Source organism: Amycolatopsis sp. NPDC004772 (assembly GCF_053601215.1).
Genome location: NZ_JBSGBK010000077.1, coordinates 20,928 through 42,228, shown reverse-complemented (window position 1 = coordinate 42,228; position 21,301 = coordinate 20,928). Strand labels below are relative to the sequence as shown.

Here is a 21,301-nt window from a genome sequence, read left to right as displayed (position 1 = left end):
GGTGCGTCCAACGCACCGAACGCCACATTGGGTGCGTCCAACGCAACCAACGCCACATTGGGGCGCTTGGGCCGGCGCTGGGATTGGGGCGCGACACTAGGGCGTTTCCCCGGCGGGTGGCTCGGCGGCGGCGGGCGCGTCGAGGCCGGCGATGCCGAGGACGCGGTCGTCGGTGTTGCGCTGGGCGTCCCGCTTCTCCAGCGCGGCGACGGCCTCCTGGTACTCGCCGAGGATGCGCTTCTGGAGGGCGAACATCTCGCGTTCCTCGGCGGGTTCGGCGTGGTCGTAGCCGAGGAGGTGGAGCACGCCGTGCACGGTGAGCAGGTGCAGCTCGTCGATCAGGGCGTGGCCCGCGGTCTTGGCCTGGTCCTTGGCGAAGGCCGGGCAGAGCACGATGTCCCCGAGCAGGGCCGGTGACGCGTCGGGCGCGTCGGGGCGGCGGGAGGAGTCGAGCTCGTCCATCGGGAAGGCCATGACGTCGGTGGGGCCGGGGAGGTCCATCCAGCGTTCGTGCAGGTCTTCCATGACGTCGAGGGTGACGAGGAGGATGGACAGCTCGGCGAGCGGGCTGACCTCCATCTTGTCGAGGGCGTAGCGGGCGGCGGAGACGATGGACGTCTCGTCGACGTCGACGCCGGACTCGTTGGCGATTTCGATGCTCAACGCCGGTTGCCCTTCCAGCCGTCGTTCTGCTGGGCGTCCTGCACGGCCTGCCACTTCTCGTAGGCGTCGACGATGCTCGCGACGAGCCGGTGCCGGACGACGTCCTGGCTGGTCAGTTCGGCGAAGTGGAGGTCCTCGACGCCGGTGAGGATGTCGCGGACGACGCGCAGGCCGCTGCGCTGCCCGCTGGGCAGGTCGACCTGGGTGATGTCGCCGGTGACGACGATCTTGGACCCGAAGCCGAGCCGGGTGAGGAACATCTTCATCTGCTCGGGCGTGGTGTTCTGGGCCTCGTCGAGGATGATGAAGGCGTCGTTGAGCGTGCGACCGCGCATGTAGGCCAGTGGCGCGATCTCGATCGTGCCGGCCTGCATGAGCCGCGGGATCGACTCCGGTTCGACCATGTCGTGCAGCGCGTCGTAGAGGGGCCGCAGGTAGGGGTCGATCTTCTCGTTCAGGGTGCCGGGCAGGTAGCCGAGGCGTTCGCCGGCTTCGACGGCCGGGCGGGTCAGCACGATGCGGGTGACTTGCTTGGCCTGGAGGGCCTGGACGGCTTTCGCCATGGCGAGGTAGGTCTTGCCGGTGCCGGCGGGGCCGATGCCGAAGACGACGGTGTGCTTGTCGATGGCGTCGACGTACCGCTTCTGGTTCAGCGTCTTGGGGCGGATGGTCTTGCCGCGCCGGGAGACGATGTTGAGGCTGAGGACCTCGGCGGGCGAGGCGTCTCCGGTGGAGAGCATGCCGATGGTGCGGCGGACGGTGTCGGGGCCGACCTGCTGGCCGCCGGTGGCGAGCTGGACGAGTTCGGCGAAGACGCGTTCGGCGAACGCGACGTCGGCGGGCGTCCCGGTCAGGGTGACTTCGTTGCCGCGGACGTGCACGTCGGCGGCGAGGAGTTCCTCGGCGACCCGGAGGTTCTCGTCGCGGGAGCCGAGCAGGCTCAGGGCGGCGGCGTCGGGGATGGGAAACCGGGATTGCGCGGCCTGGACGGCGGCATCCTCGGTCTTGGCGACGTCTCCGGGGACGTCGGGTCGGGCGGCACCACCCGGTACGGTTCCGGCCACGTGGCCTCAGGCCTGCTTTCTCGGTGAGGGAGAACGGACCCCACCGATGCTACTGGCACCCACCGATCGGACGCAGGCCGGTTTCCCTAGTCCTGGTCCGGGGCCCCGAACAGCCCGAGCGGTTCGCCGCCCAGGACGTGGGCGTGCACGTGGAAGACGGTCTGCCCGGCATCCTCATCGGTGTTGAAGACAACCCGGTAGCCGCTCTCGACGATGCCCTCGAGCTCGGCAACCTTACGGGCGGTGGCAACAACATCACTCAGCAACTGAGCATCCCCGGCGGCAAGCTCGGCAAGGTTCCGGTACCGCTTCCGAGGAACGACGAGCACATGAACCCGAGCCTGCGGCCGAATGTCCCGAAAGGCAAAGGTGCTCGCATCCTGATAGACGACATCGGCGGGGATCTCCCCACCAATGATCCGTTCGAACAGCGTCTCAGCCTCAGTTCCGCTCATGAGAGCACCCTATCCACCCACACCAGACCAACACCGGATCCCCACCAGCGAGAAGGCCGAAGGCCGCCGAGCCGGCAACACGCCCTCACCAACGCAACCACCCACCCGAATCGCGGGGGGTCCGGGGGCTTGCCCCCGGCTGGGGGTCTGGGGGTTTGCCCCCCAGAGAAGAGGACGAAACCAAAGCCGCGGCTCGACGGCGAGCGAAGCGAGCAAGGAGATGCCGCGGCGGCGGTGAAGCCTGGGGGTCGCCTCACCGCGGCCGCGGCGGCCGCCGGACCGAGGGGGGAGGTGCCCGGCGGAGTCTTTCTTCCCAGTGCGCACCGAGCCGATGGTCGGTGCGTTAGTAAATGAGAGTAACGGGTCGGAGCGTGATCGCGCCATAACTGGGCGCAAAAATATGGCGTCGATTTTCGCCGTGGGCTACTGCCAACGGGTGGTGAGGGCGCCGAGGGCTCCCAGTGCCACGGCGGCCGCGGTGGAGGTGCGCAGGACCGTCGTTCCCAGCCGTACCGCGCGGGCGCCGGCTTCGCGCAGCGCGGCGAGTTCCTCGTCCGTGATCCCGCCCTCGGGTCCCACGATCAGCAACACGTCTCCTGCGTCGGGGAGCGGCAGGTCGGCGAGCCGGTCGGGGACGTCCGACTCCAGGACGATGGCCAGCGACATGGTGGCCACGAGCCCGGCCAGCTCCCCGGTGGTCACCGGCTCGGTGACGTCCGGCACGTGCGCCCGCCGCGCCTGTTTCGCCGCTGCCCGGGCCGTGGCCCGCCACCGCGCGAGCGCCTTCTCCCCGCGCGCCCCGTCCTCCCACTTCGCGACGCTCCGCGAAGCCCGCCACGGGACGATCGCGTCGACCCCGGCTTCGGTGGCGAGCTCGACCGCGAGCTCCCCGCGATCGCCCTTGGCCAGTGCCTGTGCGACCAGGACGCGCAGTGCGGGCTGCTTCTCGGTCCAGTGTTGCTCGACCGTCAGCGTCACCTGGGCGTCGCGTCCCGCCTGGACGCTCTCGACGACGCAGCGGGCCATCGCGCCGGCGCCGTCGGAGAGGATCAGTCGTTCGCCCACGCGCAGGCGGCGGACGGTTGCCGCGTGCCGGGCTTCCTCGCCGTCGAGGACCGTGCGGCCCGAGGCCGGGACCGAGGCGGCGAGGAAGACCGGCAGGGTGGTGTCGGGCACGGCTCAGCGGTGGTTCTTGGCGCGGAGCTTGGAGAACAGCCCGCCGTGCTTGGTGCCGTTGGAGGCCAGCGTCGGGACTTCTTCGCCGCGCTGCTGGGCCAGCTCGACCAGGAGGTCGCGCTGGGCCTCGTCGAGCTTGGTGGGGACCACGACGTCGATGTGGACGTGCAGGTCGCCGCGGCCGTCGACGCGGCCGGAGGACCGCAGCCGCGGCATGCCCTTGCCGGTGAGGACGATTTCGGCGTTGGGCTGGGTGCCCGGTTCGACGTCGAGTTCGTAGTCGCCGTCGACCAGGGTCGAGATGGGCACGGTGGCGCCGAGGGCGGCCGTGGTCATCGGGATGCGGAAGTTGCAGTGCAGGTCGTGGCCCTGCCGGACGAAGACCTCGTGCGGGGTCTCGTCGATCTCGACGTACAGGTCGCCGGCCGGGCCGCCGCCGGGGCCGACTTCGCCCTGGCCGGACAGCCGGATGCGCATGCCGTCGCCGACGCCCGGCGGGATCTTGGCGGTGACGTTGCGGCGGGCGCGGATGCGGCCGTCGCCGCCGCACTGGCGGCAGGGGTCGGGGATGACCTCGCCGAAGCCGCGGCAGACCGGGCAGGGGCGGGCGGTGACGACCTGGCCGAGGAACGACCGCTGGACGGACTGGACCTCGCCGGCGCCGCCGCAGGTGTCGCAGGTCTTGACCGAGGTGCCTTCGCTGGTGCCGGCGCCGCGGCAGAGGTCGCAGACGATGGCCGTGTCGACGGCGATTTCCTTGTCGACGCCGGTGGCGCACTCCTCGAGGGTGAGGCCGAGCCGGATCAGCGCGTCGGAGCCGGGCTGGACGCGGCTGCGGGGGCCGCGCCCTCGCCCGCCGCCTCCGCCGGCCGCGCCGAAGAAGGCGTCCATGATGTCGCCGAGGCCGCCGAAGCCGGCGAACGGGTCGCCGCCGCCTCCGCCGCGCGCGCCGCCGTCCATCGGGTCGCCGCCGAGGTCGACGATCTTGCGCTTCTGCGGGTCGGACAGCACCTCGTAGGCCGTCGTGACCTCGCCGAACTTGTGCTGCGCGTCTTCCGACGGGTTGACGTCGGGGTGCAGCTCCCGGGCCAGCTTCCGGTACGCGCGCTTGATCTCCTGATCGCTCGCGTTCTTGGCCACCCCGAGGATGCCGTAGTAGTCCCTCGCCACCGTCTCTGCTTCTCCTTCTGCTCTGCCCGGCTCAGCGGCCGGCCAGGATCTGCCCCACGTAGTTGGCGACCGCCCGCACCGCGGCGATCGTGCCGGGGTAGTCCATCCGGGTCGGGCCGACCACCCCCATGCCGCCGAGCACCACGTCGTCGCGGCCGTAGCCGATCGAGACGACCGAGGTGCTGCGCATCTGCTCGTCTTCATTTTCCTCACCGATGCGCACCGTGATCGCACCGGGGTTGCGCGCGGCGGCCAGGAGCTTGAGGACGACGACCTGTTCCTCAAGCGCTTCGAGGACCTGCCGCAGCGAGCCCGGGAAGTCGGCGACGTTGCGCGTCAGGTTGGCGGTGCCGCCGAGCACCAGGCGTTCCTCCGGGTGTTCGGCCAGCGATTCGACCAGCACGGTGGTGATCCGGATGAGCGCGTCGCGCAGCTCGCCGGGCGACTTGTCGGGCAGTTCGGCGACGCGCGCGGCGGCGTCGTTGAGCCGCCGTCCGGACATCTCGGCGTTGAGCACGGTGCGGAGCCGGGCCACGTCCTCTTCGACGACGACGTCGCCGAGGTCGACCGTGCGCTGGTCGACGCGCCCGTTGTCGGTGATCAGCACCAGCATCAGCCGGGCCGGGGTGAGCGGCACCACTTCGAGGTGCCGCACCTTGGCGTTGGTCAGCATCGGGTACTGGACGACGGCGACCTGCCGGGTCAGCTGGGCGAGCAGCCGGACCGAGCGCCTGAGGACGTCGTCGAGGTCGGTGCCGCTGTCGAGGAAGGTGGTGATGGCGCGGCGCTCGGCGGCGCTCAGCGGCTTGATCTCGGAGAGCCGGTCGACGAAGAGGCGGTAGCCCTTGTCGGTGGGTACGCGGCCGGCACTGGTGTGCGGCTGGGTGATGTAGCCCTCTTCTTCGAGCGTCGCCATGTCGTTGCGCACGGTGGCGCTCGACACACCCAGGTTGTGCCGCTCGACGATCGCCTTGGACCCGACGGGTTCCTGGTTGGACACGTAGTCGGCCACGATCGCGCGCAGCACGTCGAAGCGGCGTTCCTCCGCGTTGGCCACCGGTTCCTCACCTACCTCGCTCGCTGCTCGATCCGAGTTTACGGAAGCCTGAGCCGGTCGCGCTCAACGCGGCCCGCCCCCGCCGGGTAAAGAGCACGCAAACGGGCTCCCATGAATTGTTCTCGAAATACTTTTCCGACTTGAACGGGGAACCGAAAACCGGTTTGCTCCCTCTGATCGACGCAGCTTTCCCCGACGGACGAGGTCGCCGTGAACAATTTTGACCCGGCTACGGCCGGTATGCCCGAAATCGCCCGGCGCGCGGCCGAGGCGAAGGCGCGGTTGCAGCGCGTCTCGGCGACCGCCACGAGCGCCGACGGGGCCGTCACGGTCACCGTCAACACCGCCGGTGCGCTGCAGGAACTCCGGTTCGGGCCGCGTGCGGACGAGCTGCCGCGGACCCGGCTGGCCCAGGCGGTCCTGGCTGCCGCCAAGCGGGCCCAGCTCGACGCGGCGCAGCAGCTGACCGCCGTCATGGCGCCGGTGATCGGCGAGCGCAGCGAGGCGATGGAATTCCTGAAGGAACAGATTCCGGCGCCGGAATCGCCTGCCGAAGAACCGCACCGGAAACCGCCGTCCGACGACGACTTCGGCGGCCCGGTCCTGCGCCGGGGGCTCTGATGACTCCGCAGGGTCTGAGGGTCGACTTCGACGCCCTCGGCGGGCACGAGGACGAGATCCGCGAGATCGCCGGCCAGGTCCGGCAGGCCCTCGACGCGGCGGGCACCGCACAGGCCCTCGACTTCGACGCGTTCGGGCTGGTCGGCCAGGTCTTCGCGGTCCCGATCCAGGGGTGGCTGACGACGGCCGACGGCTTCCTCGCCGCGGCGGTCGAGGCCGGCCACGAGGTCGCGGACCGGGTGAAGACCGCGCACACCGCGTTCCGCGAGCACGAGCAGAAGACGAAGTGCCTGCTCGAAGGCATCGGCAAGGAGCTGCCCGCATGACGGAAAACCCGCTGGTCGCGACGGCCGAACCGGCCGGCGGCTTCTGGAGCGGCATGGGCGACGGCTCGAAGGGCGAACTCGACAACCTCAACGCGCAGACCGGCGGCGCGGGGATCTTCAACGACGCGGCGGCCACGCTCACCGACGCGCGCAACGGCGACTGGGGCAACCTCGCGCTGGACGTCGGCACGGACGCCCTCGACCTGCTCGGCGCGGCGATGGACCCGCTCGGGACCCTTGCCGGCGCGGGCGTCGGCTGGCTGATCGAGCACATCAGCTTCCTCAAGGACGGCCTCGACAAGCTCGCGGGCAAGCCCGAAGCGATCACCGCCAAGGCCATGACCTGGACGAACATCGCGAAGCAGCTCACCGAGACGGCCGAGAGCTACGAGCGGAAGGCCAAGCAGGTCCAGCAGTCGTTCAGCGACTGCGGGTCGGCGGAGGCGTACCAGCGGACGGCCGAGAGCTACGTCGGCGTGCTGCGCGGCGCGGCTTCGCACGCCGAAGGCGCGTCGACGGCGATGAACGTCGGCGCGGCGCTGGTCGGCACCGAGCGCGGGCTGATCCGGGACCTGATCTCGTCGTTCGTGGGCGAGCTGATCGTCAAGGCGCTGGCCGCGCTGGCGGCTTCGTGGTGCACGTTCGGCGGGACGATCGCGGCGTTCATCGCGGACACGGTGATCGAGGGCGGGGTGCTGGCGGAGAAGATCAGCACGCGCATCGCGAAGATCGTCGAAAAGCTGGAGGGCCTGGCGAAGGGCGCGGGCAAGTCGAAGGCGGCGCTCGAAGGCGCGGCGAACGCGCTGAAGAAGGCGGGCAACGCAGCCGACCGGATCGTGGACCGCAGCGTCGAGACGGCGGCGGGCATCGAGCGCCGGGCGAACGAGCTGAAGCAGGCGGGCCGCGAGGCGAAGCCGGCGGAGGAGACGGCGAAGGGCTGGAGCGACGCCGCCAAGGAGCGCGTCCCCTTCCGGGAGAAGCTGGAAGGCCCGGGCCGGTACTCCGAAGAGGGCCGCAGCGTCCTGAACCAGAAGAAGTGGCAGGAAGGCGACGGGGTGCCGGGGTTCAATTTCGCCGACGGGATCGGCGTGGCGACCGAGGGCCGCCGCCAGGAGAACGAGCAGTACGACCGCTACCACGAGGCCCAGGAGGCCTACGAGAAGGAGCACCCCGAGTGAACGACCGGCCCGAGGTGGAGCTGGCCAACCGCACCGGCCGGCTCCACCCCGCGCAGCGCGGCACGCTGCTCGACCTGACCTTCTGGATGACGGCGGCCGTGGCCGTCGCCGGTCTCGTGGTGACGGTAGGCATCGCCCTCGTGGCGGAGACCGCGGGAGAGGTACTGGGCACGGTGGTCCCGCTCCTGGCGATCACCGGCTGGTTCGCGTTCGTCTGCTGGCGCCGGCTCGCCGACGCGTTCGGCGGCCGGCTGGTCGCGGTCACCGGCTGGACGCACGACTTCGACAGCGCCCGCCTCACCGACGAGTACCCGATCGGCCTGCACCGGAGCCCGGAGGGGTTCAAGAGCCTCGAGTCGTTCAGCCTCCGCGCCGGCGGCCGGACCTACCCGCTGGAGCGGAAGCTCCGCGAGCGGATCGAGCCCGCCCGGAACAACACCGTCCTGATCGCGCCGCGGTCCAAGCTGCTGATCAACGTCCTCCCGGCGTAGCCCGGGGCTCGATCACCAGGTCACCGCGGGTCACCGCGCGGAGGTGGTCGCCGCCGAGGAGATCGTGCGGGTAGCCGAGTTCGATCGCGCTCACCTCGTCGAGCCGGGCCACCTGCTCCGGCGTGAACTCGACGTCGAGGGCACCGAGATTGCCCGCCAACTGGGCGAGCGTGCGGGCACCGACGATCGGGGCCGTCACGGCCGGGTTCCGCAGCGTCCAGGCCAGCGCGACCTGGGCGGGCGTGCGGCCCGCCGACGCCGCGACCTCGGTCACGGCGTCGGCCACGGCGAGCGTGCGGTCGGTGACCAGGCCCAGCCCGGCGTTGAAGCCGCGGCGGGTGCTCCCTCCGGACCCGGCGCCGCGGTACTTGCCCGACAGCACGCCGCCGCCCAGGGGCGAGTACGGCGTCACGCCGAGGCCGAGCTCCCGCGCCATCGGGATCAGGTCGCGTTCGGCGTCCCGCCGGATCAGGCTGTACTCGACCTGCAGCGCGATCAGCGGCGACCAGCCCCGCAGGTCGGCGATCGCCTGCATCCGCGAGACCTCCCAGGCCGGGACGTTCGACATCGCCACGTACCGGACCGTGCCCCGGCGGACCAGGTCGTCGAGGCCGCGCAGGATCTCCTCCACCGGCGTCGTGAAGTCCCAGACGTGCAGGTAGAGCAGGTCGAGGTAGTCGGTGCCCAGCTGCCGGAGGCTGGCCTCGACGGACGCGAACAGGCTCTTGCGGTGCGGGCCGCCGGAGTTCGGGTCGCCGGGGCGGCGCAGCGTCGAGTACTTCGTCGCGAGCACCAGGCTCTCGCGACGGTCGCGCGCGAACTCGCCGAGCAGGCGCTCGGAGCTGCCGTCGGTGTAGGTGGGCGCGGTGTCGACGAAGTTGCCGCCGCGCTCGACGTAGGTGTCGAACAGCCGCCGCGCCTCGTCCTTCTCCGCGCCCCAGCCCCACTCGGTGCCGAACGTCGCCGTGCCCAGTGCCAGCGGGGAAACCCGCAGCCCGGACCGGCCCAGCAGCCGGTAGGTGTCGAGGGTGAGAGCCATCGGTTCCTCCTGTACTCGGTCGTCGGGCACCAGCCTCGGGCCACCGCGGACCGGGGGTAAGGGAGGGAACTTCCTGGGAACACGAGTCCCACCCCGGTGGTTGGACCGGGCATGATCACCGCTACCCGGGAGCTGGCCGCGTTCCTGCGGACCCGGCGGGAACGCCTGGACCCGCGCGACTTCGGCCTGCCGGTACGCCGGTCGCGGCGGACCCCGGGGCTGCGCCGCGAAGAGGTCGCCGAGCTGGCCGGCGTCAGCGTCGACTACGTCGTACGCCTGGAGCAGGCACGCGGGTTGCGCCCTTCGGCGGCCGTGGTGGAGGCGCTGTCGGCGGCATTGCGCCTGACCGGGGCAGAACGCGCCTACTTCTTCGACCTGACCGGGCAACGTCCCCGCGGCACCGGCGACCCCGTCACCACCGCGGAGCCGGCGCTCGCCCGGCTCGTCGAAGACCTGTCACCGCTGCCGGCCATGCTGCTGAACCACCGCTTCGACATCCTGGCCTGGAACGCGGAGATGGCCCACCTGCTGCTGGATTTCGCCGAGCTGCCACCGGCCCGGCGGAACGCGATGTGGCTGTGCCTGGTGCACCCGGAGATCCGCGAGTACTACGTCGACCGCGAACGCGTGGTGCGGGAGGGGATCGCCCACCTGCGCGCCGCGTGGGCCGCGCACCCGGACGACCCCGTGCTGACCGCGCTCATCGCCGAATGCACCAGCGGCAACGAAGAGTTCGCGCGGTGGTGGGCGGAACGGGACGTCCGGGGCACCGGCCGCGGGAGCAAGGTGCTGCGCCACCCCGGCGCCGGGGTGCTCACCGTCGACTTCGAGGTCCTCGTGCCGGTGCGGGACGCCGGCCAGCGGCTGCTGATCGGCCGTCCCGCGGACGACGCGAGCCGGGCCGCGCTCAGGAGTTCCGCGGGAAGCCCAGGTTGACCCCGGCGTGCGACCGGTCCGGCCACCGGGAGGTGACCACCTTGGTCCGGGTGAAGAAGTGGAACCCCTCCGGCCCGTACGCGTGGCTGTCGCCGAACAGCGAGTCCTTCCAGCCCCCGAACGAGTAGTAGCCGACCGGCACCGGGATCGGCACGTTCACGCCGACCATCCCGACCTCGACCTCGTTCTGGAACCGCCGCGCCGAGGACCCGTCGCCGGTGAAGATGGCCGTGCCGTTGCCGTACGGGTTCGCGTTGATCAGCGCCAGGGCCTCGTCGTACGAGGCCGTGCGGGCCACCGACAGCACCGGGCCGAAGATCTCGTCCGTGTAGATCGACATCGACGGGCGGACGTGGTCGAACAGCGTCGGGCCGAGCCAGAAGCCGTCCCCGGGCACCTCGATCCCGCGGCCGTCCACCACCAGCGAAGCACCTTCGGACACCCCGGCGTCCACATAGGACGAAACCCGGGTGTGGTGCGCCGCCGTCACCAGCGGCCCCATCTCCGACGCGGGGTCGCGGCCGTCGCCGACGCGCAGCCGGGACATCCGCTCGGTGATCTTCTCCACCAGCGCGTCGCCGACCGGGTCCACGGCCACCACCACCGACACCGCCATGCACCGCTCCCCCGCCGAGCCGAAGCCGGCGGACACCGCGGCGTCCGCGGCCAGGTCGAGGTCGGCGTCCGGCAGCACCACCATGTGGTTCTTCGCCCCGCCGAGGGCCTGGACGCGTTTGCCGTGCCGGGTGCCGGTTTCGTAGACGTAGCGCGCGATCGGCGTCGACCCGACGAACGAGATCGCCTTGACGTCGGCGTGGGTCAGCAGCCCGTCGACGGCGGCCTTGTCGCCGTGCAGCACGTTGAGCGCGCCCGCGGGCAGCCCGGCCTCGGCGAACAGCTCCGCGATGAACACCGCCGCCGACGGGTCCTTCTCGCTCGGCTTGAGCACCACGGTGTTCCCGCAGGCCAGCGCGTTGGGGACGAACCACAGCGGCACCATGGCCGGGAAGTTGAACGGCGAGATCACGCCGACCACGCCGAGCGGCTGGGCGATCGAATAGACGTCGACCCCGGTCGAGGCGTTCTCGCTGAAGCCGCCCTTGAGCAGCTGCGCGGCGCCGCACGCGAACTCGACGTTCTCGATCGCGCGGGCGATCTCGCCCGCCGCGTCGGACTCGACCTTGCCGTGCTCGCTCGTGATGATCTTCGCCAGCTCGTGCTTGCGCGCGGACAGCAGCTCGCGGAAGGCGAACAGCACCCGCGTCCGGCCGGCCAGCGACGTCCCGCGCCAGCCCGGCAGCGCCGCCTTGGCCGCGGCGACGGCGGCTTCGACCTCGGCGTCACCGGCGAAGTCGACGTGCGCCCGGACCTCCCCGGTGGCCGGGTCGAAGACCTCGCCGGAGCGCGTGGCGGTCCCGCCGAACGGCTTCCCGTCGATCCAGTGGCTGATGCGGTCGGTCACGGCGGGCACTCCTCGCACTCGGCAACATCCCGTCCCGAGTCTCCGGGCAGGCGCCACGCCAGGCCATCGGCAACGTGTACGCCAGTTGGTTCGCGGCCGTACAGTCTGTCCCTGCCGATCATCTCGAGGAGCCATGTACCCGACCGTCGCCGAGGTTCTCGCGCTGCCGGTGCTGCGCCAGGGCCGCCCGCACGTCGTCGCCGGCGCCGCCGGGCTGGACGCCCCGGTGCGCTGGGCGCACGTCGCCGAAGTCGCCGACATCGCGCACCTGCTGCGCGGCGGCGAGCTGGTGCTGACCACCGGCGTCGCGCTGCCCGACGACGGCCCGGCGCTGGCCCGGTACGTCGCCGACCTGGCCGGGGTCGGCGCCGCGGGCGTGGTGGTCGAGCTGGTCCGGCACTGGAGCGACAAGCTGCCCGCGGCGCTGGTCGGCGCGGCCGACGAGCACGGCCTGCCGCTGGTCACGCTCTCGCGGGAGACGCGGTTCGTGAGCGTCACCGAAGCGGTGAACGGCCAGATCGTCGACGCCCAGGTCGCCGAGCTGCGCGCCGCCGAGCGCGTGCACGAGACGTTCACGGCGCTGACGGTCGCGGGCGCCGAACCCGGCGTCGTGCTGGGCGAGGTCGCCCGGCTCACCGAGCAGCCGGTGGTGCTGGAGACGCTCTCCCACGAGGTCCTCGCCTACGACGCAGCGGGCACCGACCCGGCCGAGCTGCTCACCGGCTGGCCGTCCCGCTCACGGGTGGTCCAGGTCGGCGAGCGGACCGGCTACCACCCGGGGTCGGGCTGGCTGGTGACCGTGGTCGGCGCCCGCGGGCACGACTGGGGACGGCTGATCCTCGTCTGCGCCGACCAGCCGCCGCACCGCCACCGGGTGGTCGCCGAACGGGCGGCGTCCGCGCTGGCCGTGCACCGGCTGGTCGCCAAGGATTCCGACGGTCTCGAGCGCCAGGCCCACCGCGCGGTGCTCGCCGAGCTGCTCGCCTCGCCCGCGCCGACGGCGGAGCTGCTGGCCCGCGCCTCGGCGCTGGCCGTGCCGCTGCCCGGGCGGCAGCTGACCGGGCTGGCGGTCCGGCCGCGGCTGACCGGGACCGCGCGCCCGGCGCTGTCGGCCCCGCCGGTGCTGCGCGAGCTGGCCGAGGCGACGGTGCTGGCGGCCCGCCGCGCGAAGGTGTCGGCGCTGGTGGCGACGGACGACCTCGGCGTGCGGGCGCTGATCGCGCTGTCCCCGGAGGCGAACGCCGACGCCGTGCTGCACCGGCTCGCCACCGACGTCCACGAGGCCCGCGGCAGCGCCCCGGGCGTCCTCGCGGTCGGCACGACGGTGTCGTCCCCCGCCGAAGCCCGCCGGACGCTGCTGGAAGCGAGCCAGGTCGCGGCGGCGGCGCTGGGCACCGGCACCGATCGGGTGGTGCACCGGTTGTCCGACGTCCGCCTGCGCGGCCTGCTGCACCTGCTTTCCGGCGACGAGCGGGTGACGGCGTTCGCGGCGCGGGAGCTCGGGCCGCTGGTCCAGCGCGACGCGGCGTCGGGCAGCCGGCTCGTCCAGGCGTTGCGGCACTACTGCGAGCAGGGCGGCAACAAGTCGGCGGCGGCCGCGGCGGCCCACACTTCGCGGACGGCCTACTACCAGCAGCTCGCCCGGATCGAGCAGGTGCTCGGTGTCCGGCTGGAGGACCCGGAGTCGATGTTGTCGCTGTATGTGGCGCTGCTGGCCTGGGATCTCACCCGGCCGAGCGAAGAAGACTCACCCGGACGTGCAGCACAGTGATCGACTCCGGACGGCCGATGACACCGATATGGCCCTACTCCCCTTCGCAGCCTGCTTGATGAGCCTCGGCTGTCTGGCGCCGGCGCACCCCCCGGCCTCGACGCTGCAGCTGACCACCCACGACACCGCCGGCCGGATCGGCTCGGTGGTCCTGACGTGCGACCCGGCGGGTGGCACGCACCCCCACCGCGACAAGGCGTGCGCGGTGCTGTCCGGCGCCGGCGGCGACTTCTCCCGGATCAACGCGCGGCACCAGGCGTGCACGCTGATCTACGCCCCGGTGGAGGCCACGGCGATCGGCACCTGGTACGGCAAGCCGGTGTCGTTCAGCACGACCTACGCGAACCGCTGCGAGGCGGACCGGGATTCGGACGAAGTCTTCGCGTTCTGAGTGCTTCCGACTGCTTTCGAACGTTTCCGATCGCTTTCGAACGCGCGGAAGCCGCCGGGCCGCCCCCACGACGGCCCGGTGGCTCCGCGCACCTCTTAACCACGCACCACCCACCGGTCCGGTTCAGCCGCAGCCGGTGACCGGGCCGAACGTCACGTCCCGGGCCGCCGAGCGGCTGATGTTCCAGGCCGGCCAGCCGTCCGGCGTGTCGTCGCGCAGGACCTGCCGCAGCACGCACGTGCGCAGCGGTTCCGGCAGGCGGGCCGAGACGACCGGGACCACGTCGGCGGAGAAGCGGGCCAGGTAGCGGTCGTCCAGGGATTTGCCGGCGGCCGCGCGGTCGAGGTTGGCGTCGGCGATCAGGCGTTCCGGATCGAGGACGGCGAGGACGAGCAGCGCCGCCGCGGCCGTGCCGATCGCCGCGCGCGGCAGCCACGCCGAGCGCAGCCGGACCAGGGCCGCCAGCACCAGCACGAACACCACGCCGAACCACAGTTCGCAGACCTCGACGAGCAGCCGCAGCACGGTGAAGCCGTACGCCTCCTGGTATGTCCACATGCGACTCAACGCCGAGCCGACGAGCACCAGGGTCAGCGCGCTGAGCGTCCCGAGCAGGACGCGCTGCCGGAGCCGGTCGGCCTTCGTCGCGTCGGGCGCCCACCGCAGCGCCGCGGCGACGATGGCCAGGGTCAGGACGGTGACGGTGCACAGCTGCCAGAAGCCGCCGCGGGCGTACTCGGCCGACGTCAGGCCGCTGGTGCGCAGGACGTATCCGGTGCCGCCGAACAGCACGACCAGCCGGACCCCGACGAAGACGCCGAACACCAGCACGAGAACGCCGAGCGGGAACGTCCACTCCAGACCGTATTCGGTCCGATGTGGACGATCATTGGACGCGCGCGGCGCCGGAGCGGCCAGGAAGTAGCAGGCCCCGGCGGCGACCAGGGTGACGACGGCGAAGACGGAGCACCACCGCGCGAGCGTCGCGACGCTGAGTTCGGGGACGACGGCGTTGACGACGGCGGCGAAGGCGGCATCGGCACTGGCCAGCAGCGGGACGAAGACCCCGACGAGCCCGGCGGCGGCGAGCACGGCGAGCGCGATCCGCCGCGCGACCCCGTCCCGGCGGCCGGCGAAACGCCCGGCCCCGCGCCCGACCCACGGGATGGCGCGGAACGCCTCGATCGGGACGGCGAGCATGTCGTAGAGGACGGAGTGCACGGTCCGTTCCCCGACGACGGAGAGGGACCCGGCCACGACGGCGGCGGCGACGCAGAGGACGAACAGCCACCCGGAGGCCCGCACGGTCCCCACGGCGAGCAGCGCGAGCGCGAGGGCGGCCCACCCGGCGTTGCGCCAGGTGAGAGCGCTCGGCTCACCGTCCCGCGAGCGCCGATCGGCAACCACGACGGCGGCGGCGACGCCCAGCCCGGAGAGCAGCCACCCGACTCCGGGCTGGTCGACGGGCAACAGGAGGGCCCCGGCCACCCCGGCCAGGCCCGAGGCAGGCAGCACAGCGGCCGGCAGCGGGACGACGGTGGACTTCGGCGGCGGAATCGGCCGGAAGAGGACGGGTTGACCGGCGACGGCGACGCCTCCGCCTGAGACCTGCGCCCCGAAGCCCGTTCGACCAGCACCACCCGCAGGCACTGCGGCCTCGCCGGAAGAGCCCGCCGGTCCCGATCCCGGCGAACCCTCCTCCTCCCGCAGCGCGGCCGCCACCGCCCGCTTCCCCCGCGGCACCCGATTCCCCGGTTCCCCGGTCCCACCCACACTGCTCTTCGGCATCTCCACCCACTTCCCGTTCGCTTTTGCGAATCACGCGTCCGCGCGTCCCCACAGACCACCGCCACCCAGCCTCAAGCCGGCAGCGTCACCCGGATCCGGCTCCCCGTGCCCGGCGACGGGTCCACCACCCCGATCGTCCCGCCGTGCAGCTCCACCGCCCACCGGGCGATCGCCAGGCCGAGCCCGGTCCCGCCGCCGGAAGGCCGCTCTCCGCGGCTGAACCGCTCGAACACCCGCTCCCGGTCCGCCGGCGCGATGCCCGGCCCGTCGTCGCACACGTCGATGCGCACCTCGCCCGGCCGCACCTGCGCCACCACCCGGACCTGCCCACCCGCCGGGCCGTGGCGGGCCGCGTTCTCCAGCAGGTTCGCCACCACCTGGAACAACCGCCCGCGGTCCGCCGTGACCACCGCCCCCTCCGGCGACACCGACACCTCGAACGTCACCCCGCGGCCCGCGAACGCCGCCTCCCCGACCACCTCCGACAACAGCGACCACAACGAGAACGACGTCAGGTGCAGCGAGGAGGCACCCGCGTCGAGCCGGGACAGGTCGAGCAGCTCGTCCACCAGGGTCGCGAGGCGCTCGGTCTGCTGCAGCGCCGTCTTCAGCGTCCCCGGATCGGGCTCCTCGACGCCGTCCACGAGGTTCTCGAGCACCCCGCCCAACGCCGTGATCGGCGTCCGCAGTTCGTGGGACACGTTCGCGATCAGTTCGCGGCGTTGCCGGTCCGCGTCCCCGAGGTCCCCCGCCATCTGGTTGAACGCCTGCGCCAGCTCGCCCACCTCGTCGCGGGTGGTCGCGCGGATCCGCCGCGTGTAGTCGCCCTTGGCCATCGCCCGCGCCGCCGCCGTCATCTCGCGCAGCGGGCGGGTCATGCCGTGGGCCAGCACCTGCGACAGCACCAGCGCGAGCACCATCGCGGTGATCGTCGTCTTCGGCGGCAGCCAGCCGATCTGCCAGTTGAAGAACGCGAACGCGATCCCGCCGGAGGCGACCATCAGGATGGCCAGCTTCAGCTTGATCGACCGGATCCGGTCCAGCGGCCGCGGGATGAAGTTCACGAGCCCGCCTCCAGCGCGTAGCCGACGCCGTGCACGGTCCGGATCAGATCGGCCCCCAGCTTCCGCCGCAGCGCCTTGATGTGGCTGTCCACCGCCCGCGTGCCCGCGGACGTGCTGTGGACGTCCCAATCCCACACCTCCGACAGCAGCCGTTCCCGCGGCTGCACCACCCGCGGCCGCCGGGCGAAGTGCACCAGCAGGTCGAACTCGATCGGCGTCAGCTGCGCCGCGACCCCCGCCCGGGCCACCCGCCGCTGGTCGACGTCGATCTCGAGGTCGCCCAGCACGATCCGGGTGCCCGCCACCGAAGCCGAACGGTCGACGCGCCGCAGCAGCGCGTGCACCCGCGCCGTCAGCACCCGCATCGAGAACGGCTTCGTGAGGTAGTCGTCGGCGCCGACGCCGAGCCCGACCAGCAGGTCCGTCTCGTCGGCCCGCGCGGTCAGCATCAGCACCGGCACCGGCCGCCGCCCCTGGATCCGGCGGCACACCTCCAGGCCGTCGAAGCCCGGCAGCATCACGTCCAGCACCACCAGGTCCGGTTCCCCGGACGCCTCCGCCTCGACGGCGGCCGGTCCGTCGTGGACGACGTCCACCCCGAAGCCCTCGGCCCGCAGCCGGGCCGCGATCGACGCGGCGATCGTGACGTCGTCCTCGACGACGAGCACCCGCCGCACTCCCGGTTCCATGACCACGACCCTAAGCACCCCCGGTGGAGACGGTTCGTGTGAAGTGTGAAGATCCTGTGGAGACGTTTCACCCTCTTTGCCGGTTCGTGACGGCCGGATGTGTGACGCAGGTCATGCACTCCGAGGCCCCTTCGCGCAATCGACAGACTGCACTCCTGATCAGCGAAGAGTGAACAGACTGCCGTTGCCCCGGCGCTGACCAGGCGCGCAGGATTCCGCAATGGCGCCGACACCCGCAGCCCAGCGCGTGCACGACGACGGCCGGGTCGAGCTCGACCCCGCCGACGTCCGGTCTCTCGAAGGCAGCCGGTTCTTCAACGAGGAACTGGCCCCCGTCCCGGTCGAAAAACGCACTTGGACCACCTACAACTACTTCGCGCTCTGGATGGGGATGGCGCACAACATCCCCAGCTACGCCCTGGCCGCGTCGCTCATCGCGCTCGGCATGAACTGGGTGCAGGCGCTGCTCACCATCACGATCGGCAACCTGATCGTGCTGGCCCCGATGCTGCTCAACAGCCACGCCGGCACGAAGTACGGCATCCCGTTCCCGGTGTTCGCCCGCGCGTTCTACGGCCTGCGCGGCGCCAACCTGGCCGCGCTGCTGCGCGCGTTCATCGCCTGCGGCTGGTTCGGCATCCAGACGTGGGTCGGCGGCGAGGCCATCTACGTCATCCTCGGCCGGCTGCTCGGCTCGTGGTGGCGCGACTCCGCCGTCGTCGCCGGGCAGCACTGGACGCTCTGGCTGTCCTTCGTGGTCTTCTGGATCGGCCAGATGCTCATCATCTGGCGCGGGATGGAGGCGGTCCGCCGGTTCGAGAACTGGACGGCGCCGCTGGTGTCCGTCGGCTTCCTGATCATGCTCGGGTACGTGCTGGTCAAGGCGGGCGGGCTCGGTCCGATCCTGTCCGACGGCGGCAAGCTCGGCTGGGGCCCGGACTTCTGGAAGGTGTTCGCGCCGGCCCTGATGGCGATGATCGCGTTCTGGTCGACGCTGTCGCTGAACATGCCGGACTTCACCCGGTTCGGCGGCAGCCAGCGCAAGCAGGTCCGCGGCCAGATCCTCGGCCTGCCGACGACGATGACGTTCATCGCGATCGTGGCCATCCTGACCACGTCGGGCGGGCACGTGCTCTACGGCGAGGACATCTGGGACCCGGCGCAGCTGGCCGACAAGTTCGCCAGCCCGGTCGTGGTCGTCGTCGCGCTGGTCGCGCTGGTGCTCGCCACGATCTCGGCGAACCTCGCGGCCAACGTCGTCAGCCCGTCCTATGACTTCTCGAACGCGTTCCCGAAGAAGATCACGTTCGCGGTCGGCGGCGGGATCACCGGCGTCATCGGCATCCTGATCCAGCCGTGGCGGCTGTACTCCGACCCGAACATCTACATCTTCGCCTGGCTCGGCTTCTACGGCGGCCTGCTCGGCGCGGTCGCCGGGGTGCTCGTCGCCGGGTACTGGGTCATCAACCGCACCAAGCTGCGGCTGAAGGACCTCTACGCCCCCGATGGGGTGTATTGGTTCAGCGGCGGCTGGAACTGGCGCGCCCTGGTCGCGACGCTGGTGGGAGCCCTGCTCGCGGTCGGTGGCGCCTACGGCGGGCCGTTCCCCGACGGCGGTCTCATCCCGTTCCTCAAGCCCCTTTACGACTACAACTGGGTGGTCGGCCTGGTCGGCGCGTTCGCCGTCTTCGCCGCCCTCTCCATGCCCTTGTCCACGACGAAGGAGGAAATCAGTGAGCGTGGTTCGAGCCGGCCTGATCCAGCAGCGGTGGACGGGTGACAAGGAGTCCATGATCAAGGCGGCGGTCGACCACATCGGCACCGCCGCTTCCCAGGGCGCCCAGGTCGTCTGCCTGCAGGAACTGTTCTACGGGCCGTACTTCTGCCAGGTGCAGGACGCCGACTACTACTCCTACACCGAGGCCATCCCGGACGGCCCCACCACGAAGCTCATGCAGGAGGTGGCCGAGCGCCACGGCATCGTGCTGATCGTGCCGATGTACGAGGTCGAGCAGCCCGGCGTCTACTACAACACCGCCGCGGTGATCGACGCCGACGGCACCTACCTCGGCAAGTACCGCAAGAACCACATCCCGCAGGTCAAGGGGTTCTGGGAGAAGTTCTACTTCCGCCCCGGCAACCTCGGCTACCCCGTGTTCGACACGGCGGTGGGCCGCATCGGCGTCTACATCTGCTACGAGCGGCACTTCCCGGAGGGCTGGCGCGCGCTCGGCCTGGCCGGGGCGAAGATCGTGTTCAACCCGTCGGCGACCAGCCGCAGCCTCTCGCAGTACCTGTGGAAGCTGGAGCAGCCGGCGGCCGCGGTGGCGAACGAGTACTTCGTCGGCGCGATCAACCGGGTCGGCGTGGAACCGCTGGGCGACAACGACTTCTACGGCCAGACGTACTTCGTCGACCCGCGCGGGCAGCTGATCGACGACGCCGCCTCCGACACCGACGACGAGGTCGTGGTGCGCGACCTCGACATGTCCCTGCTCGAAGAAGTCCGGAACACGTGGGCGTTCTACCGCGACCGCCGCCCGGACACCTACGGCCCCCTCGCGGAGGCCTGATGACCACGCTCATCCAGGGCGGTCAGGTCGTTTCGCCGTCGGGAGCCCTCCTGGCGGACGTCCTCGTCGACGGCGAGACCATCGCCGCCGTCGGGGCGCCCGGGACGCTGACCGGCGACGAAACGATCGACGCCACCGGGAAGTACGTGCTGCCCGGCGGCATCGACGCCCACACGCACATGGAGATGCCGTTCGGCGGCACGCACTCGGTCGACACGTTCTCGACCGGGACGACGGCCGCGGCATGGGGCGGCACGACCACGATCATCGACTTCGCCGTGCAGGCCAAGGGCACCTCCCTGTTGTCCACTTTGGACAAGTGGCACGGCAAGGCCGACGGGAACTGCGCGATCGACTACGGCTTCCACATGATCGTCTCCGACGTCAACGACCAGTCGCTGAAGGAGATGGAAGCCTGCGTCGGCGCCGGGGTCGGCAGCTTCAAGATGTTCATGGCGTACCCGGGGGTGTTCTACTCCACGGACGGGGAAATCCTGCTCGCGATGCAGAAAGCGCGCGAAATCGGGGCTACGATCATGATGCACGCGGAAAACGGCATCGCGATCGACCAGCTGGCGGCGCAGGCGTTCGCCGCGGGCCACATCGACCCGGTGCAGCACGGCCTCACCCGGCCGCCGGAACTGGAAGGAGAAGCGACGTCGCGGGCGATCCAGCTCGCGAAGGTCACCGGAGCACCGCTGTACATCGTGCACCTGTCGGCGTCGCAGGCGCTGGCGGCGGTCGCGGAGGCGCGCAACGACGGTCAGAACGTCTTCGCCGAGACCTGTCCGCAATACCTCTACCTGTCCATCGAGGACCTCGCGAAGCCGGACTTCGAGGGCGCGAAGTACGTCGCTTCGCCGCCGCTGCGGGAGAAGTCGCACCAGGCAGACCTGTGGCGGGGCTTGCGGACGAACGACCTGTCCGTGGTGTCCACGGACCACTGCCCGTTCTGCTTCAAGGACCAGAAGGAGCTGGGCCGCGGCGACTTCCGGGCCATCCCGAACGGGATCCCGGGCGTCGAGCACCGGATGGACCTGCTGCACCAGGGCGTCGTCGCCGGTGAGCTGACGCTCGGCCGCTGGGTCGAGACGTGCTCGGCGACACCGGCGCGGATGTTCGGGCTGTACCCGCGCAAGGGCGTCATCGCGGCGGGTTCGGACGCGGACATCGTGATCTACGACCCTTCGGCGACGCAGACGTTGTCGGCCGAGACGCACCACATGAACGTGGACTACTCGGCGTACGAAGGACGGGAGATCACCGGGCGGGTGCACACGGTGCTTTCGCGGGGGCGCGTCGTCGTGTCGCCGTCCGGGTTCTCGGGTTCGACGTCGCACGGCAAGTTCCTGTCCCGCTCGCTGAACCAGTACCTGAACTAGGAGCG

21 protein-coding genes are annotated in these 21,301 nt (G+C 71.4%); 10 read left to right on the top strand and 11 right to left on the bottom strand.

Going from position 1 to position 21,301, the window contains the following annotated elements:
* Window positions 1-96: 96 nt before the first annotated feature.
* The 6 genes from ybeY to hrcA all read right to left on the bottom strand — a co-directional run bounded on the left by ybeY (window position 97) and on the right by hrcA (window position 5,585).
* On the bottom strand, window positions 97-663 hold the full coding sequence (ybeY, locus tag ACWEF6_RS33400; protein ID WP_449686590.1) for an rRNA maturation RNase YbeY: 567 nt from the start codon (window positions 661-663) through the stop codon (window positions 97-99).
* Window positions 660-1,727 carry a PhoH family protein gene (locus tag ACWEF6_RS33395; protein WP_013228400.1) on the bottom strand — a complete coding sequence of 356 codons (1,068 nt, stop codon included), beginning with the start codon at window positions 1,725-1,727 and terminating at the stop codon, window positions 660-662. Before ACWEF6_RS33395 ends, ybeY begins: the two co-directional genes overlap by 4 nt.
* An 86-nt stretch (window positions 1,728-1,813) precedes the next feature.
* The gene (locus ACWEF6_RS33390) at window positions 1,814-2,182 is read right to left on the bottom strand and encodes a histidine triad nucleotide-binding protein (RefSeq protein ID WP_449686589.1); all 369 of its coding nucleotides are present in this window, start codon (window positions 2,180-2,182) and stop codon (window positions 1,814-1,816) included.
* A 423-nt stretch (window positions 2,183-2,605) separates the two neighbouring features.
* Window positions 2,606-3,358 carry a 16S rRNA (uracil(1498)-N(3))-methyltransferase gene (locus tag ACWEF6_RS33385; RefSeq protein WP_449686588.1) on the bottom strand — a complete coding sequence of 251 codons (753 nt, stop codon included), beginning with the start codon at window positions 3,356-3,358 and terminating at the stop codon, window positions 2,606-2,608.
* Window positions 3,359-3,361: 3 nt separating this feature from the next.
* On the bottom strand, window positions 3,362-4,528 hold the full coding sequence (gene dnaJ, locus ACWEF6_RS33380; RefSeq protein WP_449686587.1) for a molecular chaperone DnaJ: 1,167 nt from the start codon (window positions 4,526-4,528) through the stop codon (window positions 3,362-3,364).
* Between the two features lie 31 nt (window positions 4,529-4,559).
* A complete protein-coding gene (hrcA, locus tag ACWEF6_RS33375) occupies window positions 4,560-5,585 on the bottom strand; it encodes a heat-inducible transcriptional repressor HrcA (protein WP_449686586.1) in 1,026 nt (341 codons plus the stop codon).
* A 240-nt stretch (window positions 5,586-5,825) separates the two neighbouring features.
* On the opposite strand from hrcA, the gene ACWEF6_RS33370 reads away from it, so the two are divergent.
* From ACWEF6_RS33370 to ACWEF6_RS33355, 4 genes are read left to right on the top strand one after another with little or no spacing between them, the layout of a single operon-like run.
* Window positions 5,826-6,206, top strand: coding sequence for a YbaB/EbfC family nucleoid-associated protein (locus ACWEF6_RS33370; protein ID WP_449686585.1), 381 nt, complete (start codon window positions 5,826-5,828; stop codon window positions 6,204-6,206).
* Window positions 6,206-6,532 (top strand): type VII secretion target, encoded by a 327-nt coding sequence (locus ACWEF6_RS33365; RefSeq protein ID WP_449686584.1) that lies wholly within the window; start codon window positions 6,206-6,208, stop codon window positions 6,530-6,532. Before ACWEF6_RS33370 ends, ACWEF6_RS33365 begins: the two co-directional genes overlap by 1 nt.
* Complete coding sequence (locus ACWEF6_RS33360) at window positions 6,529-7,710, top strand: PPE domain-containing protein (protein ID WP_449686583.1); 1,182 nt, start codon at window positions 6,529-6,531, stop codon at window positions 7,708-7,710. Before ACWEF6_RS33365 ends, ACWEF6_RS33360 begins: the two co-directional genes overlap by 4 nt.
* The gene (locus ACWEF6_RS33355; RefSeq protein WP_449686582.1) at window positions 7,707-8,201 is read left to right on the top strand and encodes a hypothetical protein; all 495 of its coding nucleotides are present in this window, start codon (window positions 7,707-7,709) and stop codon (window positions 8,199-8,201) included. Before ACWEF6_RS33360 ends, ACWEF6_RS33355 begins: the two co-directional genes overlap by 4 nt.
* Here the strand turns inward: ACWEF6_RS33355 and ACWEF6_RS33350 are convergent.
* Window positions 8,182-9,240, bottom strand: a complete 1,059-nt coding sequence (locus ACWEF6_RS33350; protein WP_449686581.1) for an aldo/keto reductase — start codon at window positions 9,238-9,240, stop codon at window positions 8,182-8,184. The two genes, ACWEF6_RS33355 and ACWEF6_RS33350, sit on opposite strands and share 20 nt — an antisense overlap.
* 111 nt (window positions 9,241-9,351) lie before the next feature.
* Here ACWEF6_RS33350 and ACWEF6_RS33345 point away from each other — a divergent pair, with 111 nt between their 5' ends.
* The gene (locus tag ACWEF6_RS33345) at window positions 9,352-10,176 is read left to right on the top strand and encodes a helix-turn-helix transcriptional regulator (protein WP_449686580.1); all 825 of its coding nucleotides are present in this window, start codon (window positions 9,352-9,354) and stop codon (window positions 10,174-10,176) included.
* On the opposite strand, the gene ACWEF6_RS33340 is transcribed toward ACWEF6_RS33345, so the two are convergent.
* Complete coding sequence (locus ACWEF6_RS33340) at window positions 10,148-11,638, bottom strand: CoA-acylating methylmalonate-semialdehyde dehydrogenase (RefSeq protein ID WP_449686579.1); 1,491 nt, start codon at window positions 11,636-11,638, stop codon at window positions 10,148-10,150. The genes ACWEF6_RS33345 and ACWEF6_RS33340 overlap by 29 nt on opposite strands.
* 133 nt (window positions 11,639-11,771) lie before the next feature.
* Between ACWEF6_RS33340 and ACWEF6_RS33335 the strand changes: the two genes are divergently transcribed.
* A complete protein-coding gene (locus ACWEF6_RS33335; RefSeq protein ID WP_449686578.1) occupies window positions 11,772-13,409 on the top strand; it encodes a PucR family transcriptional regulator in 1,638 nt (545 codons plus the stop codon).
* A 58-nt stretch (window positions 13,410-13,467) separates the two neighbouring features.
* On the top strand, window positions 13,468-13,800 hold the full coding sequence (locus ACWEF6_RS33330; RefSeq protein ID WP_449686577.1) for an SSI family serine proteinase inhibitor: 333 nt from the start codon (window positions 13,468-13,470) through the stop codon (window positions 13,798-13,800).
* Window positions 13,801-13,923: 123 nt separating this feature from the next.
* Here ACWEF6_RS33330 and ACWEF6_RS33325 read toward each other — a convergent pair whose 3' ends face one another.
* The 3 genes from ACWEF6_RS33325 to ACWEF6_RS33315 all read right to left on the bottom strand — a co-directional run bounded on the left by ACWEF6_RS33325 (window position 13,924) and on the right by ACWEF6_RS33315 (window position 17,320).
* Window positions 13,924-15,315 carry a DUF4153 domain-containing protein gene (locus ACWEF6_RS33325; RefSeq protein ID WP_449686576.1) on the bottom strand — a complete coding sequence of 464 codons (1,392 nt, stop codon included), beginning with the start codon at window positions 15,313-15,315 and terminating at the stop codon, window positions 13,924-13,926.
* Window positions 15,316-15,659: 344 nt separating this feature from the next.
* On the bottom strand, window positions 15,660-16,652 hold the full coding sequence (locus ACWEF6_RS33320) for a HAMP domain-containing sensor histidine kinase (protein ID WP_449686575.1): 993 nt from the start codon (window positions 16,650-16,652) through the stop codon (window positions 15,660-15,662).
* A complete protein-coding gene (locus tag ACWEF6_RS33315; RefSeq protein WP_449686592.1) occupies window positions 16,649-17,320 on the bottom strand; it encodes a response regulator transcription factor in 672 nt (223 codons plus the stop codon). The genes ACWEF6_RS33320 and ACWEF6_RS33315 overlap by 4 nt, the downstream gene beginning before the upstream one ends.
* 241 nt (window positions 17,321-17,561) lie before the next feature.
* Here ACWEF6_RS33315 and ACWEF6_RS33310 point away from each other — a divergent pair, with 241 nt between their 5' ends.
* From ACWEF6_RS33310 to hydA, 3 genes are read left to right on the top strand one after another with little or no spacing between them, the layout of a single operon-like run.
* Entirely contained in the window at window positions 17,562-19,121 is a 1,560-nt protein-coding gene (locus ACWEF6_RS33310; RefSeq protein WP_449686574.1) for an NCS1 family nucleobase:cation symporter-1, read from the top strand.
* Between the two features lie 10 nt (window positions 19,122-19,131).
* Complete coding sequence (locus tag ACWEF6_RS33305) at window positions 19,132-19,914, top strand: nitrilase-related carbon-nitrogen hydrolase (protein ID WP_449686591.1); 783 nt, start codon at window positions 19,132-19,134, stop codon at window positions 19,912-19,914.
* Complete coding sequence (gene hydA, locus ACWEF6_RS33300; RefSeq protein ID WP_449686573.1) at window positions 19,914-21,296, top strand: dihydropyrimidinase; 1,383 nt, start codon at window positions 19,914-19,916, stop codon at window positions 21,294-21,296. Before ACWEF6_RS33305 ends, hydA begins: the two co-directional genes overlap by 1 nt.
* The last annotated feature ends 5 nt before the right edge of the window (window positions 21,297-21,301 follow it).

Coding starts and splice junctions, on each gene's coding strand:
- ACWEF6_RS33390 (WP_449686589.1), bottom strand. CDS start 2,182: ATGAGCGGAACTGAGGCTGAGACGCTGTTCGAACGGATCATTGGTGGG.
- ACWEF6_RS33370 (WP_449686585.1), top strand. CDS start 5,826: ATGCCCGAAATCGCCCGGCGCGCGGCCGAGGCGAAGGCGCGGTTGCAG.
- ACWEF6_RS33365 (WP_449686584.1), top strand. CDS start 6,206: ATGACTCCGCAGGGTCTGAGGGTCGACTTCGACGCCCTCGGCGGGCAC.
- ACWEF6_RS33360 (WP_449686583.1), top strand. CDS start 6,529: ATGACGGAAAACCCGCTGGTCGCGACGGCCGAACCGGCCGGCGGCTTC.
- ACWEF6_RS33350 (WP_449686581.1), bottom strand. CDS start 9,240: ATGGCTCTCACCCTCGACACCTACCGGCTGCTGGGCCGGTCCGGGCTG.
- ACWEF6_RS33345 (WP_449686580.1), top strand. CDS start 9,352: ATGATCACCGCTACCCGGGAGCTGGCCGCGTTCCTGCGGACCCGGCGG.
- ACWEF6_RS33335 (WP_449686578.1), top strand. CDS start 11,772: ATGTACCCGACCGTCGCCGAGGTTCTCGCGCTGCCGGTGCTGCGCCAG.
- ACWEF6_RS33330 (WP_449686577.1), top strand. CDS start 13,468: ATGAGCCTCGGCTGTCTGGCGCCGGCGCACCCCCCGGCCTCGACGCTG.
- ACWEF6_RS33310 (WP_449686574.1), top strand. CDS start 17,562: ATGGCGCCGACACCCGCAGCCCAGCGCGTGCACGACGACGGCCGGGTC.
- ACWEF6_RS33305 (WP_449686591.1), top strand. CDS start 19,132: ATGATCAAGGCGGCGGTCGACCACATCGGCACCGCCGCTTCCCAGGGC.
- hydA (WP_449686573.1), top strand. CDS start 19,914: ATGACCACGCTCATCCAGGGCGGTCAGGTCGTTTCGCCGTCGGGAGCC.